We start from the raw sequence: 14,208 nt of genomic DNA on the forward strand, positions 1-14,208 counted from the left end.
TTCTCCATCCTCCATTATTCTTTGTAGATCGCGCCAAAGCGGCATTTCTCCATGCAGGCGCCGCATTTTACACATTTGTCCTGGTTGATCACATGAGGCTCTCTCACCTTGCCCTCGATGGCCTCGTTGGGGCAGGTGCGGGCACAGAGCGTACATCCGCGGCACTTGTCCGCATCGATCCGGTACTGCAGGAGGTCCTTGCACACGCCCGCCGGACATTTCTTATCTACAATGTGGGCAATGTACTCATCCCGGAAATACCGCAGGGTGGACAGGACCGGGTTGGGTGCTGTCTGTCCCAGAGCGCAGAGGGAACCTGATTTCAGATGCTCTGCCAGCTCCTCCAGACGGTCCAGGTCCTCCATGGTACCCTGTCCCTTTGTGATCTTCTCCAGGATTTCCAGCATCCTCCTTGTGCCCACCCGGCAGGGTGTACATTTGCCGCAGGATTCATCTACCGTGAACTCCAGGAAGAACTTGGCGATGTCCACCATACAGGTGTCCTCATCCATGACGATGAGTCCGCCGGATCCCATCATGGAGCCGATGGCGATCAGATTGTCATAGTCTATAGGCACGTCAAAGTGCTCTGCCGGGATACATCCGCCGGAGGGGCCGCCGGTCTGGGCTGCCTTGAATTTCTTTCCCTTGGGGATGCCCCCGCCGATCTCCTCCACGATCTCCCGCAGGGTGGTACCCATGGGGATTTCCACCAGTCCTGTATTGTTGACCTTTCCGCCCAGGGCAAAGACCTTGGTGCCCTTGGACTTCTCGGTTCCCATGGAGGCGAACCACTCAGGTCCGTTGAGGATGATCTGGGGAATGTTGGCAAGCGTCTCTACGTTATTTAAGATGGTGGGTTTCTGGAACAGGCCTTTCAGCGCCGGGAAAGGCGGACGGGGACGGGGCTCGCCCCTGTTGCCCTCGATGGATGTCATAAGGGCTGTCTCCTCGCCGCAGACAAAGGCTCCCGCACCCAGGCGCAGTTCAATGTCAAAGTCAAACCCTGTCCCGAAAATATCTTTGCCGAGAAGCCCGTACTCTCTTGCCTGGCCGATGGCAATGTTCAGTCTCTCTACCGCGATGGGGTACTCTGCCCGGACGTAAATGTAACCCTGGGAGGCGCCGATGGCGTAGCCCGCGATGGCCATGGCCTCCAGCACCACGTGGGGGTCTCCCTCCAGCACGGAGCGGTCCATGAATGCTCCCGGGTCGCCCTCATCGGCGTTACAACAGACATATTTCTGGTCCGCCTCGTTGGCGGCGGCGAACTTCCACTTCAGTCCCGTGGGGAAGCCGGCTCCTCCTCTTCCTCGCAGGCCGCTGTCCAGAAGGATCTGGATCACGTCCTGGGGCTTCATCTCTGTGAGCACCTTCCCCAGCGCCTCGTATCCGCCGGTACCGATGTACTCCTCAATATTTTCCGGGTTGATGACGCCGCAGTTGCGCAGGGCGATACGATGCTGCTTTTTGTAGAATTTTGTCTCCTGGAGCGGCAGCACCTCCGCGCCTTTGACTGTCTCATCATAGAGGAGACGCTTAACTACTCTTCCTTTTAAGAGGTGTTCGGACACGATTTCCGGGATATCCTCTTCTTTTACCATGGAATAGAAGGCCCCTTCCGGGTACACGATCATGATGGGACCCAAAGCGCACAGGCCGAAGCAGCCTGTCTTTACCACGCCGACTTCATTTTCCAGTCCCTGCTTTCTTATCTCTTCTTCCAGTCTGTCTCTGATCTTCTGGCTGCCCGAGGAGGTACATCCGGTTCCTCCACAGACCAGTACATGTGAACGATACATAGCTGCAACCTCCTTCTACTCTTTTCCGAGCTGCTCTGCGGCGAGGGTGTACTTGGTCACCACCTGGCCGCCTTTTAAGTGCAGGCGGAACACCTCCATCGCCTTCTCGGGTGTCATTTTCACGTAAGTTACCTTCTCCCTGCCCGGCTCCATGACCTCCACAATGGGCTCATACTGGCACAGGCCGATGCACCCTGTCTGGGTGACATTGATATTGTTCAGCCCCTCCTCCTGCACAGCGTCAGCAAGGGCCGTGAGTACAGGGCGGGCGCCGCTTGCGATGCCGCAGGTGGCCATTCCCACCACCACCCTGGTCTGGGTGGCGTCCTCGGAGCGGAAGCCTACTTTTCCCTGCATCTTCTCTCGTATGGCACGTAATTCTTCAAGAGATTTCATATCCTTCCTCCAATCTTTCTTTTTCCTATAACGCACTGCCGCTGTCCACCTCCCTCCGGTTCTCATCCAGGTATTCCTTCAGGAACCTGGACACCTCCGGCGAGCTCAGCGGCACATTTCCAAGTATTTCCCTCATCTCCCGGGTATCCAGCGTGAATGCGCGTCCGTCCCGGGCGTATCTGTAGTAAAGATCCATCTCCTCATGGCAGGTGACAAGTGTATGTATGGTGGCTGTCATATCTCCCAGGGGCATCCTGTCGATGCTATCGAGGACAAACACCGCCTTTGTCACTGTCCCCTCCCCCTCCTTTGACCGGATGGAAAAGCTTCCTCCTGTGGCCAGGGCCGCCTGCTTGAAAAAGGGAATGCCAAGCCCCACCTTCCGGGTATTCCTGGTGGTAAAAAAGGGATCTTCCACTTTTGCAAGCTGTTCCTCTGACATGCCGCAGCCGTTGTCCGCTATTGTAACGGAGAGGGTATTTTCAGCCGTGTCAGCCAGCACTTCGATCCTTACCAGGGTCGCGCCTGCCCGGACGGAATTCTCCGCCACGTCCAGGATATGAAGGGATATCTCCGGCAGCATGGCTATTCGTATTTGGCCAGGATGTCGTCGATATCATCCACCTTCAGCCTGCCGTAGACCTCATCGTTGATGGTCATGACCGGAGCCAGGCCGCAGGCGCCGATACAGCGGCACGCATCCAGTGAAAATTTTCCGTCGGGTGTACACTCCCCGCCCACAATGCCAAGCTTCTCCATCAGCTTGTTGTAGATGTCTCCGGAGCCCTTCACGTAGCATGCCGTGCCAAGACAGACAGAAATCTGATATCTGCCCTTGGGGCTTAGAGTAAACTGTGAATAAAATGTCACAACTCCGTAGATTTTCTCCAGGGGAATCCCCGTCTCATCGGAAATGATCTTCTGCACTTCTATGGGAAGATAACCGTATATCTCCTGAGCCTTCTGCAGAATAGGCATGAGGGCGCCCTTCTCATCTTTCATGCCGCGGATGACAGCAAGAAGCGCCTCTTCCTGCTCTTTCGTTCCCCGGAACGGAACGGTCGACTTCGTAGAAACCATCTGTAAACCTCCTTGTTCTCAATTTTTGTCTGAAAATTACTTTGTCTTTCACTCTTCAATCATTCTATCACAGACTTTTCTAAATATCTACAATTATCTCTCCTGTTTTTTAGTGATTATAACTTTTCTACGTCTATTTTTTCACATTATATGTTAAAAAATGCACAATATTGTTCTTCAATTTTTATCTATTTTATACAAATTGCCTTGATTTGACTATTTTCTGATGCTATACTCTCATTATACTCATTGTTTCATATTTTATATTTTTTTACTTTGTTTGCAGTATTTTCACAGGAGGTTTCCATGGTAATCAGAGAAATCAAAGCCCTTCTGGATGCACAGGTCCTGTCCGGGGAACAGATGCTGGACCATGAGGTGGAGGAGGCCTTTGCCTCGGACATGATGAGCGATGTGCTGGCCTTTGCAAATCCACACTGCGTCCTTCTCACCGGTCTGTGCAATCCACAGGTCATCCGCACTGCCGAAATGCTGGATGTGTCCTGCATCGTCTTTGTGCGGGGCAAGCCCCTGGACAGCGAGATCCTGAATCTGGCAAGAGCAAGGGAGATGTGCGTCCTGCACACAGAAAAAGGAATGTATACAACCTGCGGCATTCTGTACAGCAGCGGGCTGTAATGCCGGCCCTGCCGGCTTCAAGGAGGTAATCAAAACATGAGCGAATGTCTGACATTTGAATATCAGGTCCCCGGCGATGATTTCACCCGCGCCGGCGAGGCCAGCAGCAGTGTAAAGAATAAGCTCAAGATGATGGGCGTGGACAGCGGTGCCATCCGCAGAGTTGCCATCGCCATGTACGAGGGGGAGATCAACATGGTCATCCATGCGGGAGGCGGCGCCATCAAGGTCATGGTCACTGACGACAATATCCGGATCATACTGGCGGACACAGGCCCCGGCATCCCGGATGTGGAAAAAGCCATGCAGCTGGGCTACTCCACCGCCCCGGAGGAGGTCCGTTCCCTGGGCTTTGGCGCAGGCATGGGTCTGCCCAACATGAAGAAATATTCAGACAATATGCAGATCGACACAGAGGTGGGGGTGGGGACCACTGTGACTATGGACATACATCTGTAGGCGTATCTGCCCTGTAAAGGAGGACATCTTTTGGATAAATTCATACATTCTGTCAAACTGGATAAAGATGCCTGCACAGGCTGCATCAACTGTATCAAATACTGCCCCACCCAGGCCATCCGGGTACACGGCGGAAAGGCCTCCATCAAGCCCCAGTTCTGCGTGGACTGCGGCCGGTGTATCCGGTACTGTCCCCACCACGCCAAGATCGCGGAGTCGGACTCTCTGGATGAGATGCATGATTATAAATACACGGTTGCTCTTCCCGCCCCCTCCCTCTACGCCCAGTTCAACAATCTGACCAACGTGGACATTGTCCTCAACGCCCTACTCTCCATGGGCTTTGACGATGTCTTTGAGGTGAGCGCCGCGGCGGAGCTGGTGTCTGAGATGACCCGCTCCTACATAGAAGAGCACAGAGACGAGGCTCCCTTTATCAGCAGCGCCTGTCCCACCATCGTGCGCATCATCCGGGTCCGCTTTCCCACCCTGATCCCCCGGCTCCTTCCCATCCGGCCCCCGGTGGAGATCGCGGCACAGATTGCCAGAAAGCTTGCCATGGAGAGGACCGGACTTCCCTCCTCGGACATCGGGATCTTCTTCATCTCTCCCTGTCCCTCCAAGGTCACTTACGCCAAGGCTCCCCTGGGCATTGAGAAAAGCCAGATAGACAAGGTAGTTGCCATCAAGGATGTGTACCCAATCCTCCTGTCCCACATGACCCAGGACGAGTCGGAGCTGCGCCCCCTCTCCACCTCCGGCCGCATCGGCATCGGCTGGAGCAACAGCGGAGGTGAGGCGGCCGGTCTCATAACGGACAATTACCTGGCAGCTGACGGCATCATGAACGTACTGCGGGTGCTCAGCGATCTGGAGGACGAAAAATTCCACGGCCTTTTGTTCGTGGAGCTGAACGCCTGCAACGGAGGCTGCGTGGGCGGACCTCTGACTGTGGAAAACCCCTACGTGGCCACTGCCAAGACAAAGCGGCTCCACCGGTATCTGCCCGTCTCCGGCACCCATATGGAAGCCTGCCCGGATGTGGACTATCTGTGGGAAGATTATGTGGAGTATGAGCCGGTCTTCCGCCTTGGGAGCAATTTCCGCGAAAGCTTTGAGATGATGGGTATGGTGGAGGACCTGACAGAGCAGCTTCCCGGCCTGGACTGCGGCTCCTGCGGCGCTCCCACCTGCCGGGCCCTGGCGGAGGATATCGTGCGGGGCGAGGCCTCCAGAAACGACTGTATCTATGAGTTTATCGAGTATATCCAGAGCCTCTCCGGCGACCTGTCCTACCTGACCACCGAGATGGAGGCTGCCGGACATATCAGTCCTGTGGATCTGCAGAACCTGCAGCACTCCATCGGCAAGCTGGCTCTGGAGCTGCGGAGAAAGGATGTGTGACAGATGACTGCCGTGCGGGACCTGATCGAAAAAAATTGTTTTGAGCTGAAAAACCGGGGCAGAGCCGATAAGGCAGTGACGAAGGTGTTCTGCTGCGACCTGCTCAGCGTTGCCATGGGAAAGGCCCCCGAGGGCTGCGCCTGGGTCACTGTCATGGGAAACCGGAATACACTGGCAGTGGCCTCCCTGACGGATGTCTCCTGTGTGATCCTGGCAGAGGGAGCTGCCCTCACACCGGAGGACCTGGCCTGCGCCGAAAAAGAAGAGATCACCGTGTTTTACACAGAGCTGCCCGTCTTCGAGGCAGCCCTGGCGGTGCATAGCCTGCTGTGAGCATGCTCTACTACGACCTTCACATCCACTCCTGCCTCTCTCCCTGCGGCGACAAAGACATGACACCGGCCAACATCGCCGGCATGGCCGCCGTGAAGGGGCTGGATGTGATCGCCCTCACAGACCACAATTCCTGCCGGAACTGTCCCGCTGCCATGAGGCACGCCGAGGATCTGGGTATTACCTTGATCCCGGGCATGGAGCTGACCACCTCCGAGGAGGTCCATGTAGTTTGTCTGTTTCCCACTCTTGAGGCAGCCATGGATTTCGACCAGTATGTGTATCTCCATCTTCTTCCCGTAAAAAACCGTCCGGACATTTTCGGAGAACAGCTGATCCTGGATGAGAAGGATCAGATCACAGGCACCTTAGAGAAGCTCCTGATCAATGCTACAGACATCCCCTTCTACCGGACAGAAGCTCTCGTGGCAGGATTCCACGGCCTCTGCTTTCCGGCCCACCTGGACAGATCCTCCACCAGCCTGTTATCCAACCTGGGCTTTATCCCCCCGGAGAGCACTTTCCGTTGCGCGGAAATCCGCAATCTCACAAAGCTGCATCAGCTAAGGAGAGACCACCCCTATCTGGAGAGCTGCCGCATCCTCTCAAATTCAGATGCCCACTATCTCTGGGACATCAGAGAGCCGGATCTGCAGATCCCCTGCGCCTCCCGCAGCATACCGGATATACTGGAGGTCCTGTCTGCGCCCCCGGCATATATCCAACATGCCGGGGATTGCAGGGATTGACTTGCCCCTGCAGGTGTGCTATCCTGTGGTAAGAAAATCAGATACATACAGGTGCCCTGCCATCTCACAAAAGAAACGGCAGGGATAATAGGGAAACAGGTGCAAGTCCTGTACGGTCCCGCCGCTGTAAGGAGGGAACAGTCTTTATGGTCCACTGTGTCCGGGTCATTCACACTCAGGGATATGGGAAGGCAAAGGCTGTGCGGATCTCCAAGTCAGAAGACCTGCCTGCTTGTAGGGAACTGCCATCTGTCACGGAGTATGATGAGAGGTATGGAAACGGAAGACAGAGCCGTCCGGTCTGCTTCTGTATTTTTGATGCCCCTGTTGCGATCCCGACAGGGGCATTTATCTGATACCGGCACACAGCGCCGGAGCATACATACAGATACCCACACGGTATGAAATGAAGGAGGATCAACACAATATGACAAACAAATCTATGGCACACCGCGAAAAACTGCTGGTGGCTCTCGCCGGCGTCTTCGCCCTGTCCCTTGCGGCGGCGCCGGAGGCAAACGCCATGCACATCATGGAGGGCTATCTGCCCGGGGGCTTCTGCATCGCCTGGGGCGTTTTATGCCTTCCCTTTGTGCTGGCAGGCTTTTTCTCTATCCGAAGGACCGTACAGGAAAACCGGAAGGCACTCATACTGCTGGCCATGTCCGGGGCCTTTATCTTCGTGATCTCCTCTCTGAAAATCCCCTCTGTCACCGGGAGCTGCTCCCACATGACAGGGACAGGACTTGGAGCCATCCTTTTCGGCCCCTCCTGCGTCAGCATCCTGGGCGTCATCGTCCTTCTCTTCCAGGCCATCCTGCTGGCTCACGGAGGACTGACCACCCTGGGAGCCAACACCTTCTCCATGGCCATCGCAGGCCCCTTTCTCGCCTGGGGATTGTACGCACTCCTCAGCAGGCTGAGGGTCAACCGGAGAGTGTCCATCTTCCTGGCTGCCGCTCTGGGAGACCTCTTCACCTACTGCGTGACCAGCCTGCAGCTTGCCCTGGCCTATCCGTCCCAGCAGGGGGGAGTGGCCGCCTCCGCCCTGAAATTTCTGGGTGTCTTTGCCCCCACACAGGTGCCTCTTGCTGTCATCGAGGGAATACTCACAGTGGTCATCGTCATCGCTCTTGAGTCCTACGCACAGCCGGAGCTGAAGCTGATCGGCTACTACAGGGAGGTAAAATAGGATGAAGAAGAAACATATGAGCAAAAATACAAAAACCGTGCTTATCCTGCTTGTTATCGCTGTCCTCATCGCCGTAGTCCCCCTCTTTGCACGGAAGGGAGCTTCCTTCGGCGGGTCCGACGACGCAGGCAGCGTCATGGTGGAGGAAGTCAGAGGCGCATCCTACGAGCCCTGGTCCACTCCTGTCCTGGAAAATCTTCTGGGCGGCGAGCTGCCTGGAGAGGTAGAGAGCCTCATCTTCTGCGTCCAGACCGGCATCGGCGTTGGCATCATCGCCTTCTGCATGGGCCGCCTTGTAGAGCGGAAAAAATGGATGAAAAAATATGAGAAGGAGCAGGAAGAAACGGAAGAAGACGGAGGGATTGCAAGAGACCATGCTGGAGATAGATAAGCTCTGCTACACGTCAAAGCTGCGGTATGTGAACGCCGGGGAAAAATGTTTCTTTTCCCTGGCTTCTGTCATACTCTGCATTGTCAGCCGGTCCGTCCCGGCGGCCCTTCTCCTCCTTATCGCCTCCACGTACCTGACCGTGAGAAGGGGCGGTATTTCTGTAAAGCGCTGGCTGAGATACATGACTCTGCCCCTTACGTTTCTGCTCCTTGGCACAGGAGCCATCCTGGTCAATATCTCCCGGACTCCCCTGGACGCCTTTGCCCTGCCTGTGGGCTCTCTCTATCTGACCGGGAGCCGGGCGGGAGTGCTGCAGGCCGCGCAGCTGATCCTGACAGCCCTCTCCAGCGTGTCCGCCCTCTTCTTCCTGTCCTTCAATACACCCATGACAGACATACTGGGCGTGCTGAAGGCCTGCCGGCTGCCCCGCCTTCTCATTGAACTTATGATGCTCACCTACCGGTTCATTTTCCTGCTCCTGGAAAACGCCTCCGCCATGCTCCTCTCCCAGGACGCCAGGCTGGGGAACCGGGACCTGCGGACAGCCTTCAGGTCCCGGGGCATGCTGGCCTCCATGCTCTTTATACGGGCCATGAGACAGGCCGGCTCCCTCTACGATGCCATGGAGGCCCGGTGCTACGACGGACAGATCCGGGTGCTGGAGGAGCAGCGCCCGCCCAGAGGGCGGGAAATCCTCTCCATAGCAGTGTTTGAGGCAGTGCTCCTCCTGCTGGCCCTGCTTCCCTTCGCAGCCGGAGCCGCGGGAGCAGGTGCATGGCTGTAGAACAGAAAGGATGACTATGAACGATCTTATTCTTGAAGCGAGACATGTATCATACTCTTACGGCAGCGGGGAGACGCCCTCCTTGAAGGACCTGTCCCTGTCCATCCGCCGGGGCAGACGCACCGCGGTCATGGGCGCCAACGGCTCGGGGAAATCCACCTTTTTCCTCTGCTGCAACGGCATCCTGCGGCCGGACGAAGGTCAGATATACTACAATGGCCAGCCCCTCTCCTACCGGAAGAAGGACCTCCTCTCTCTGCGGGAGAAGGTGGGCATCGTGTTCCAGGACCCGGACATGCAGCTCTTCTGCGCCAGCGTGTACCAGGAGATTTCCTTTGGTCCTCTCAACCTGGGACTTCCCAGGGAGGAGGCCGCCAGGGAGGTGGAGGCGGTCATCCGGCGGCTGGGCATCACTCCCTTCCGCCACCGCCCCGCCCACGCCTTAAGCGGCGGTCAGAAAAAGCAGGTGGCTCTGGCGGACATCCTTGTCATGCACCCGGAGCTCCTCATCCTGGACGAGCCCTTTGCCGCCCTGGACCCCAGCCATGTCCACATCATCCGCGACATGATACGGGACCTGGAAAAGGACAGCTCCCCCTCCGGCCCCCTGACTGTCGTCATCGCCACCCACGACACGGACTTTGCCCTGGAGTGGGCAGATGAGGTCATCCTCTTCAGCGAGGGACAGGTGCTGGCCCAGGGAGCTCCCGCCTCCGTCCTGACAGACCGGGAGCTGCTGGCCCGGGCCAGCCTGGATCTACCCGGCGTTATAAAGGTCTTTGAGAGCCTGCAGGCGGCGGGACTTCTGGGGGCGGACCTTCCCGCCCCGAAGCATCTTGACCAGCTCACCGACTATATCAGACACACTGTATAAATGTCAGACACACTTCGCAAAGATCAGGTACACTTGTATAAAAACATAAGGAGAATAGACATGGAACACAGAGGACTCCTGGTTGTCAGCTTTGGCACCAGCTATCCGGAGACAAGAAAGAAAAATATCGAACATATAGAGAGCCTTCTGTCCGCGGCCTTCCGGGACAGGACCTTCTACCACGCCTACACAAGCGGCATGATACGCAGGAAGCTGCGGGAGCGGGACCAGCTCCTCATCCCCAGCGTGAAGGAGGCAGTCCAGGCGGCTCTGGAGGACGGGGTCAGGGACCTCCTCGTCCAACCCACCCACATCATGAACGGCATTGAGAATGACCAGATGAAGGAGGACGTGCAGAGCTTTGCGGACCAGTTTGACAGGATTTCTATCGGCGCTCCCCTCATCTCCAGCACAGAGGACCAGTTTGCAGTCATAGAGGCCCTGATGGGAGAACTTCCCTCCCTCTCAGACCAGGAGGCCCTGGTCTTTATGGGACACGGCAGCACCCACTATGCCAACACTCTCTATGCCGCCCTGGACTACGCCTTCAAGCAGGCCGGGCACCCGGGCGTGTACGTGGGCACGGTGGAGGCCTTCCCTGACGCCCGGGCCGTGCTGTCCCAGCTGAGAGAAAAGGACATCCGGCGGGTGTACCTGACGCCCTTCATGCTGGTGGCAGGGGACCACGCGTGCAACGACCTGGCCGGGGAGGACGAGGACTCCTGGGACAGCATCTTCAAAGCGGAGGGGTACGAGACCTGCTGCATTTTAAAAGGCCTGGGAGAGTACGACGGCATCTGTGACCTCTACGTCCGCCACGCCCTTCAGGCCCTTCTCTGATTTCTATTTTACACCATCCCGCGCCATGTACAGGATGGCGTTGCAGATGGCGGCGGCAATATTGCTGCCGCCCTTTCTTCCTTTCGCCACGATGGATGGCACGTCTCTTTCCAGGAGCAGCTCCTTGGCTGCCACCACGTTGACAAATCCCACCGGCACGCCGATCACCAGGGCAGGGGACAGCTCCCCCGCGTCCATGAGGCTGCATATCTCCACAAGGGCGGTGGGGGCGTTCCCAACCGCCAGGATGAGGGGGCGCTCCGTCTCCCTTGAGAGGGCCGCCGCCTTCCTCATGCTGGCCACTGCCCGGGTAGTCCCCTCTCTCTTTGCGGCCTCCGCCACATCGGGGTCGGCCATGAAGCAGAGGACCTCCCCGCCGAAGGAGGCAAGGGTCTTCTTGCTGACTCCAGCCTTTCCCATATTTGTGTCCGTGACGATGAGGGCTCCGGACCGGATGGCCTCCAGCGCCTTTCTCACAGCCCCCGGGGAGAAGACCAGATTGTCCGCATAATCGAAATCCGCACTTGTGTGGATGCATCTCTTTATGACAGGCTCCTCCAGGGGGTCAAAGGTCCTGTCCCCCAGTTCCTGGGTGATGATCTCAAAGCTCCTTTTCTCAATGTCTCCCGGCAGCACCTGCTCCAGCTTCTCTGTCATAGCTCTTCTGTCTCCTTCTCTGTGTATTCACTACAGCCCCTCACCGATGATACGGTACACCGCCTCCATATCGAGAGAGGCCCGCAGCTCTTTTGCCAGCAGTCTGTACTGGCTCTCCTTATAGGTCCTGAAATCTGTTCCTTCCCCCACAGCCTCCAGGGTGATGCCCTTCGCTGCCGCCAGCTTCTCAAGGATGGCATCGGACATCTCCCGGCTGTCAAAGATGCCGTGGATGTAGGTCCCAGCCGCATTGCCACGGCAGATGCCCAGGACCCGGTCCCCCCTTCTGGCCATGACCTGCACCTCCGCCAGCTCTGGCGAGGTCTCTGTATCTCCCATATGGATCTCATATCCCTCGTAGCTTCGCCCGGAGAGCGCTTTCCAGAAGCCCTCCAGCTGCTCCGTCTGCCCCTCCGTCCGGGTGGTCACCTTGGAGCGTCCAAAGACGGTCCGCATCGGAAGGAGCCCCATCCCCCGCATGGAGCCGCCGGCTTCCACTCCGCAGGGATCCTCGAGCTCCTCCCCCATCATCTGGTAACCGCCGCAGATGCCAAAGACAGGCACCCCCTTTCCGGCCAGCTTCAGGATGGAGGCCTCCAGTCCGGACATCCGCAGCCACCGCAGGTCCTCCATGGTATTCTTACTCCCGGGCAGGATGACAAGGTCCGGCTCCTTCAGCTGCCGCGCGCCGGAAACGTAGCGGACACCGGCACAGGGCCGGCTCTCCAGAGGCGCCATGTCTGTGTAGTTGGAAATCCTGGGGAGCCGGATGACGGCAATATCCAGAATCCCGGGCTTTGCTTTTTCCCCGTCCTCCCGCAGCCTCTCGGAAATGCTGTCCTCCTCCTCGATATCCGCCTGTATCATAGGCACAACGCCCACCACCGGGATGCGGGTCTTCTCCTCCAGCATGGCAATGCCCGGCTCCAGGATGGTCTTGTCCCCCCGGAATTTGTTGATGACAAGCCCTTTGATACGGGCTCTCTCCTCCTCTTCCAGAAGGGCGGCCGTGCCGTAGAGCTGAGCAAAGACGCCCCCTCTGTCAATGTCTCCGGCCAAAAGCACGGGAGCCTCCAGCATCCGGGCCAGGCCCATGTTCACAATGTCATTTTCCTTCAGGTTGATCTCTGCCGGGCTGCCGGCACCTTCCACCACGATGACATCGTACTGGTCAGCCAGCTTCCGGTACGCCTCCAGGATGACCGGGACCAGCTCCCTTTTGTAGGCAAAATACTCCCGGGCGCTCATGTTTCCCAGCACCTTCCCCATGACGATGACCTGGGAGCCTGTGTCCGTGGTGGGCTTTAGGAGGATCGGGTTCATAAGGACAGAGGGCTCTGTCCCGGCGGCCTCCGCCTGGACTACCTGGGCTCTCCCCATCTCCAGCCCCTCCGCCGTGATGTAGGAGTTGAGGGCCATATTCTGGGACTTGAAGGGGGCGACGCGCAGCCCGTCCTCCTTCAGTATCCGGCACAGCCCCGCTGTGAGGAGGCTCTTGCCTGCCCCGGACATGGTCCCCTGTATCATGATCACTTTTGCCATCTGTCCATCTTCCTCTCTTTCATGATTTCCCGGAGGACCTCCAGGAGGACCAGGTTCTCCTCCCTGGTCCTTACGCCAATCCGCCATGTCCCCGCCCAAAGGCCGGGAAAGCTGGCGCCGTCCCGGATATAGATTCCCTCCTTAAGGCAGGCCTCCTGCAGGTCCTCCGGCCCCTCAAACAGGAGAAAGGTGGTGTCGGAGGGCCAGACGCGAAAGCCCAGCTTTCGGAGCTGTCCGGACAGCCACTCCCGCTCTTCCAGAAGGAGGTCGGCTGACTTTCGGGCAAATTCCTGCTCCTCCAGGGCCGCGCAGCCTGCCATCTGGGCCGGCCAGGACACGTTCCAGGGGGGCAGCATCCGGCGGATGCTCTCCGCCGTCTCCTCCCCGCCTGCTGCCAGCCATCCAAGCCGCAGCCCGGGCATGGCATACATCTTCGTGAAGGCCCGCAGCACAAGGAGCTCCGGGCAGTCTCCCTGGAGCGCCAGGGCGGAGGCCGCCTCCCCCTCCCGGGTCAGGTCCAGGAAGCACTCATCCACCACCAGGGTGATCTTCCTCTCATGGCAGACATGGGCCAGCCCCTTTAATATCTCTGCCGGGGCAAGCCTGCCGGTGGGATTGTTTGGATGACAGAGAAAAAGCATCTCAAGCCCCGGCTCCTCCCCGGCCCTGCGGACCAGCTCCCGGGTCGCCAGCCAGTCGTTCTCTCCCCGCAGATAAAACCGCTCCACCTGGCAGCCCCGGGCCAGGAGGGCTCCCTCGTACTCCCCGAAGGAGGGAGCGCATACGAGAGCCTTCCCCGGCTGCAGGGCCGCCGTGATCCCCCAGATAAGCTCCGCCGCCCCGCTGCCGGCCACGATCCGCTCCGCCGGTATGCAAAAGGCGTCAGAGAGGGCCTGCCTGAGCTCCCTCTGCCGGGGATCCGGGTAGCGGAAGGACTCCTCCACTCCCCGGACGGCCGCTCTTTTGACCGCCTCCGGCATGCCGAAAGGATTTACATTGACAGAAAAGTCGATCCGTATGTCTTTGTCGTAAATATTTCCGCCGTGGTCTTCCATCTCATCCACCT

General features: G+C 58.0%; 17 protein-coding genes and 1 riboswitch. Of the genes, 10 read left to right on the forward strand and 7 right to left on the reverse strand.

What is annotated here, in order from left to right; translation table 11 throughout:
• Positions 1-14: 14 nt before the first annotated feature.
• The 4 genes from nuoF to B5E62_RS06040 are packed head-to-tail and all read right to left on the reverse strand — an operon-like array spanning position 15 to position 3,278.
• On the reverse strand, positions 15-1,802 hold the full coding sequence (nuoF, locus tag B5E62_RS06025; RefSeq protein ID WP_076776403.1) for an NADH-quinone oxidoreductase subunit NuoF: 1,788 nt from the start codon (positions 1,800-1,802) through the stop codon (positions 15-17).
• A gap of 15 nt (positions 1,803-1,817) precedes the next feature.
• A complete protein-coding gene (locus B5E62_RS06030) occupies positions 1,818-2,198 on the reverse strand; it encodes a (2Fe-2S) ferredoxin domain-containing protein (protein ID WP_033126328.1) in 381 nt (126 codons plus the stop codon).
• 25 nt (positions 2,199-2,223) lie between these two features.
• Positions 2,224-2,781 (reverse strand): ATP-binding protein, encoded by a 558-nt coding sequence (locus tag B5E62_RS06035; protein ID WP_087173728.1) that lies wholly within the window; start codon positions 2,779-2,781, stop codon positions 2,224-2,226.
• 2 nt (positions 2,782-2,783) lie between these two features.
• Positions 2,784-3,278, reverse strand: coding sequence for an NADH-quinone oxidoreductase subunit NuoE family protein (locus B5E62_RS06040; RefSeq protein ID WP_087173729.1), 495 nt, complete (start codon positions 3,276-3,278; stop codon positions 2,784-2,786).
• A gap of 306 nt (positions 3,279-3,584) precedes the next feature.
• On the opposite strand from B5E62_RS06040, the gene B5E62_RS06045 reads away from it, so the two are divergent.
• From B5E62_RS06045 to B5E62_RS06090, 10 genes are all read left to right on the forward strand, one after another.
• Positions 3,585-3,917: a DRTGG domain-containing protein gene (locus B5E62_RS06045; RefSeq protein WP_087173730.1), complete on the forward strand. Its 333-nt coding sequence runs from the start codon at positions 3,585-3,587 to the stop codon at positions 3,915-3,917.
• Between the two features lie 36 nt (positions 3,918-3,953).
• Positions 3,954-4,376, forward strand: a complete 423-nt coding sequence (locus B5E62_RS06050; protein WP_087173731.1) for an ATP-binding protein — start codon at positions 3,954-3,956, stop codon at positions 4,374-4,376.
• Positions 4,377-4,406: 30 nt separating this feature from the next.
• Positions 4,407-5,780, forward strand: a complete 1,374-nt coding sequence (locus B5E62_RS06055; protein ID WP_087173732.1) for a [Fe-Fe] hydrogenase large subunit C-terminal domain-containing protein — start codon at positions 4,407-4,409, stop codon at positions 5,778-5,780.
• A 3-nt stretch (positions 5,781-5,783) separates the two neighbouring features.
• A complete protein-coding gene (locus tag B5E62_RS06060) occupies positions 5,784-6,113 on the forward strand; it encodes a hypothetical protein (protein ID WP_087173733.1) in 330 nt (109 codons plus the stop codon).
• Between the two features lie 2 nt (positions 6,114-6,115).
• Positions 6,116-6,862: a PHP domain-containing protein gene (locus tag B5E62_RS06065; protein ID WP_330398027.1), complete on the forward strand. Its 747-nt coding sequence runs from the start codon at positions 6,116-6,118 to the stop codon at positions 6,860-6,862.
• Positions 6,863-6,894: 32 nt separating this feature from the next.
• Positions 6,895-7,108: riboswitch (cobalamin riboswitch) on the forward strand.
• 196 nt (positions 7,109-7,304) lie between these two features.
• On the forward strand, positions 7,305-8,054 hold the full coding sequence (locus B5E62_RS06070; protein WP_087173856.1) for an energy-coupling factor ABC transporter permease: 750 nt from the start codon (positions 7,305-7,307) through the stop codon (positions 8,052-8,054).
• A 16-nt stretch (positions 8,055-8,070) separates the two neighbouring features.
• Entirely contained in the window at positions 8,071-8,445 is a 375-nt protein-coding gene (locus B5E62_RS06075) for an energy-coupling factor ABC transporter substrate-binding protein (protein ID WP_052084089.1), read from the forward strand.
• The gene (gene cbiQ, locus B5E62_RS06080; RefSeq protein WP_087173735.1) at positions 8,429-9,229 is read left to right on the forward strand and encodes a cobalt ECF transporter T component CbiQ; all 801 of its coding nucleotides are present in this window, start codon (positions 8,429-8,431) and stop codon (positions 9,227-9,229) included. Before B5E62_RS06075 ends, cbiQ begins: the two co-directional genes overlap by 17 nt.
• A gap of 16 nt (positions 9,230-9,245) precedes the next feature.
• Complete coding sequence (locus tag B5E62_RS06085; RefSeq protein WP_033126336.1) at positions 9,246-10,103, forward strand: energy-coupling factor ABC transporter ATP-binding protein; 858 nt, start codon at positions 9,246-9,248, stop codon at positions 10,101-10,103.
• 60 nt (positions 10,104-10,163) lie between these two features.
• Complete coding sequence (locus tag B5E62_RS06090) at positions 10,164-10,943, forward strand: sirohydrochlorin cobaltochelatase (protein ID WP_087173736.1); 780 nt, start codon at positions 10,164-10,166, stop codon at positions 10,941-10,943.
• A 3-nt stretch (positions 10,944-10,946) separates the two neighbouring features.
• Here the strand turns inward: B5E62_RS06090 and B5E62_RS06095 are convergent, their stop codons facing one another.
• The 3 genes from B5E62_RS06095 to B5E62_RS06105 are packed head-to-tail and all read right to left on the reverse strand — an operon-like array spanning position 10,947 to position 14,197.
• Positions 10,947-11,600, reverse strand: a complete 654-nt coding sequence (locus B5E62_RS06095) for a precorrin-8X methylmutase (RefSeq protein WP_087173737.1) — start codon at positions 11,598-11,600, stop codon at positions 10,947-10,949.
• A gap of 30 nt (positions 11,601-11,630) precedes the next feature.
• On the reverse strand, positions 11,631-13,142 hold the full coding sequence (locus B5E62_RS06100; protein ID WP_087173738.1) for a cobyric acid synthase: 1,512 nt from the start codon (positions 13,140-13,142) through the stop codon (positions 11,631-11,633).
• On the reverse strand, positions 13,130-14,197 hold the full coding sequence (locus B5E62_RS06105; RefSeq protein ID WP_242957759.1) for a pyridoxal phosphate-dependent aminotransferase: 1,068 nt from the start codon (positions 14,195-14,197) through the stop codon (positions 13,130-13,132). Before B5E62_RS06105 ends, B5E62_RS06100 begins: the two co-directional genes overlap by 13 nt.
• Positions 14,198-14,208: the final 11 nt, after the last annotated feature.

The sequence above is a fragment of the Lachnoclostridium sp. An118 genome (assembly GCF_002160985.1).
GTDB classification, from domain to species: domain Bacteria; phylum Bacillota; class Clostridia; order Lachnospirales; family Lachnospiraceae; genus Claveliimonas; species Claveliimonas stercoravium.

What these genes read in the sequence shown, in the direction of transcription:
- B5E62_RS06105 (WP_242957759.1), bottom strand. Translation starts at nt 14,197, where the DNA reads ATGGAAGACCACGGCGGAAATATTTACGACAAAGACATACGGATCGAC.
- B5E62_RS06060 (WP_087173733.1), top strand. Translation starts at nt 5,784, where the DNA reads ATGACTGCCGTGCGGGACCTGATCGAAAAAAATTGTTTTGAGCTGAAA.
- B5E62_RS06070 (WP_087173856.1), top strand. Translation starts at nt 7,305, where the DNA reads ATGGCACACCGCGAAAAACTGCTGGTGGCTCTCGCCGGCGTCTTCGCC.
- B5E62_RS06030 (WP_033126328.1), bottom strand. Translation starts at nt 2,198, where the DNA reads ATGAAATCTCTTGAAGAATTACGTGCCATACGAGAGAAGATGCAGGGA.
- B5E62_RS06100 (WP_087173738.1), bottom strand. Translation starts at nt 13,142, where the DNA reads ATGGCAAAAGTGATCATGATACAGGGGACCATGTCCGGGGCAGGCAAG.
- B5E62_RS06045 (WP_087173730.1), top strand. Translation starts at nt 3,585, where the DNA reads ATGGTAATCAGAGAAATCAAAGCCCTTCTGGATGCACAGGTCCTGTCC.
- cbiQ (WP_087173735.1), top strand. Translation starts at nt 8,429, where the DNA reads ATGCTGGAGATAGATAAGCTCTGCTACACGTCAAAGCTGCGGTATGTG.
- B5E62_RS06040 (WP_087173729.1), bottom strand. Translation starts at nt 3,278, where the DNA reads ATGGTTTCTACGAAGTCGACCGTTCCGTTCCGGGGAACGAAAGAGCAG.
- B5E62_RS06065 (WP_330398027.1), top strand. Translation starts at nt 6,116, where the DNA reads ATGCTCTACTACGACCTTCACATCCACTCCTGCCTCTCTCCCTGCGGC.
- B5E62_RS06075 (WP_052084089.1), top strand. Translation starts at nt 8,071, where the DNA reads ATGAGCAAAAATACAAAAACCGTGCTTATCCTGCTTGTTATCGCTGTC.
- nuoF (WP_076776403.1), bottom strand. Translation starts at nt 1,802, where the DNA reads ATGTATCGTTCACATGTACTGGTCTGTGGAGGAACCGGATGTACCTCC.
- B5E62_RS06050 (WP_087173731.1), top strand. Translation starts at nt 3,954, where the DNA reads ATGAGCGAATGTCTGACATTTGAATATCAGGTCCCCGGCGATGATTTC.
- B5E62_RS06085 (WP_033126336.1), top strand. Translation starts at nt 9,246, where the DNA reads ATGAACGATCTTATTCTTGAAGCGAGACATGTATCATACTCTTACGGC.
- B5E62_RS06090 (WP_087173736.1), top strand. Translation starts at nt 10,164, where the DNA reads ATGGAACACAGAGGACTCCTGGTTGTCAGCTTTGGCACCAGCTATCCG.
- B5E62_RS06035 (WP_087173728.1), bottom strand. Translation starts at nt 2,781, where the DNA reads ATGCTGCCGGAGATATCCCTTCATATCCTGGACGTGGCGGAGAATTCC.
- B5E62_RS06095 (WP_087173737.1), bottom strand. Translation starts at nt 11,600, where the DNA reads ATGACAGAGAAGCTGGAGCAGGTGCTGCCGGGAGACATTGAGAAAAGG.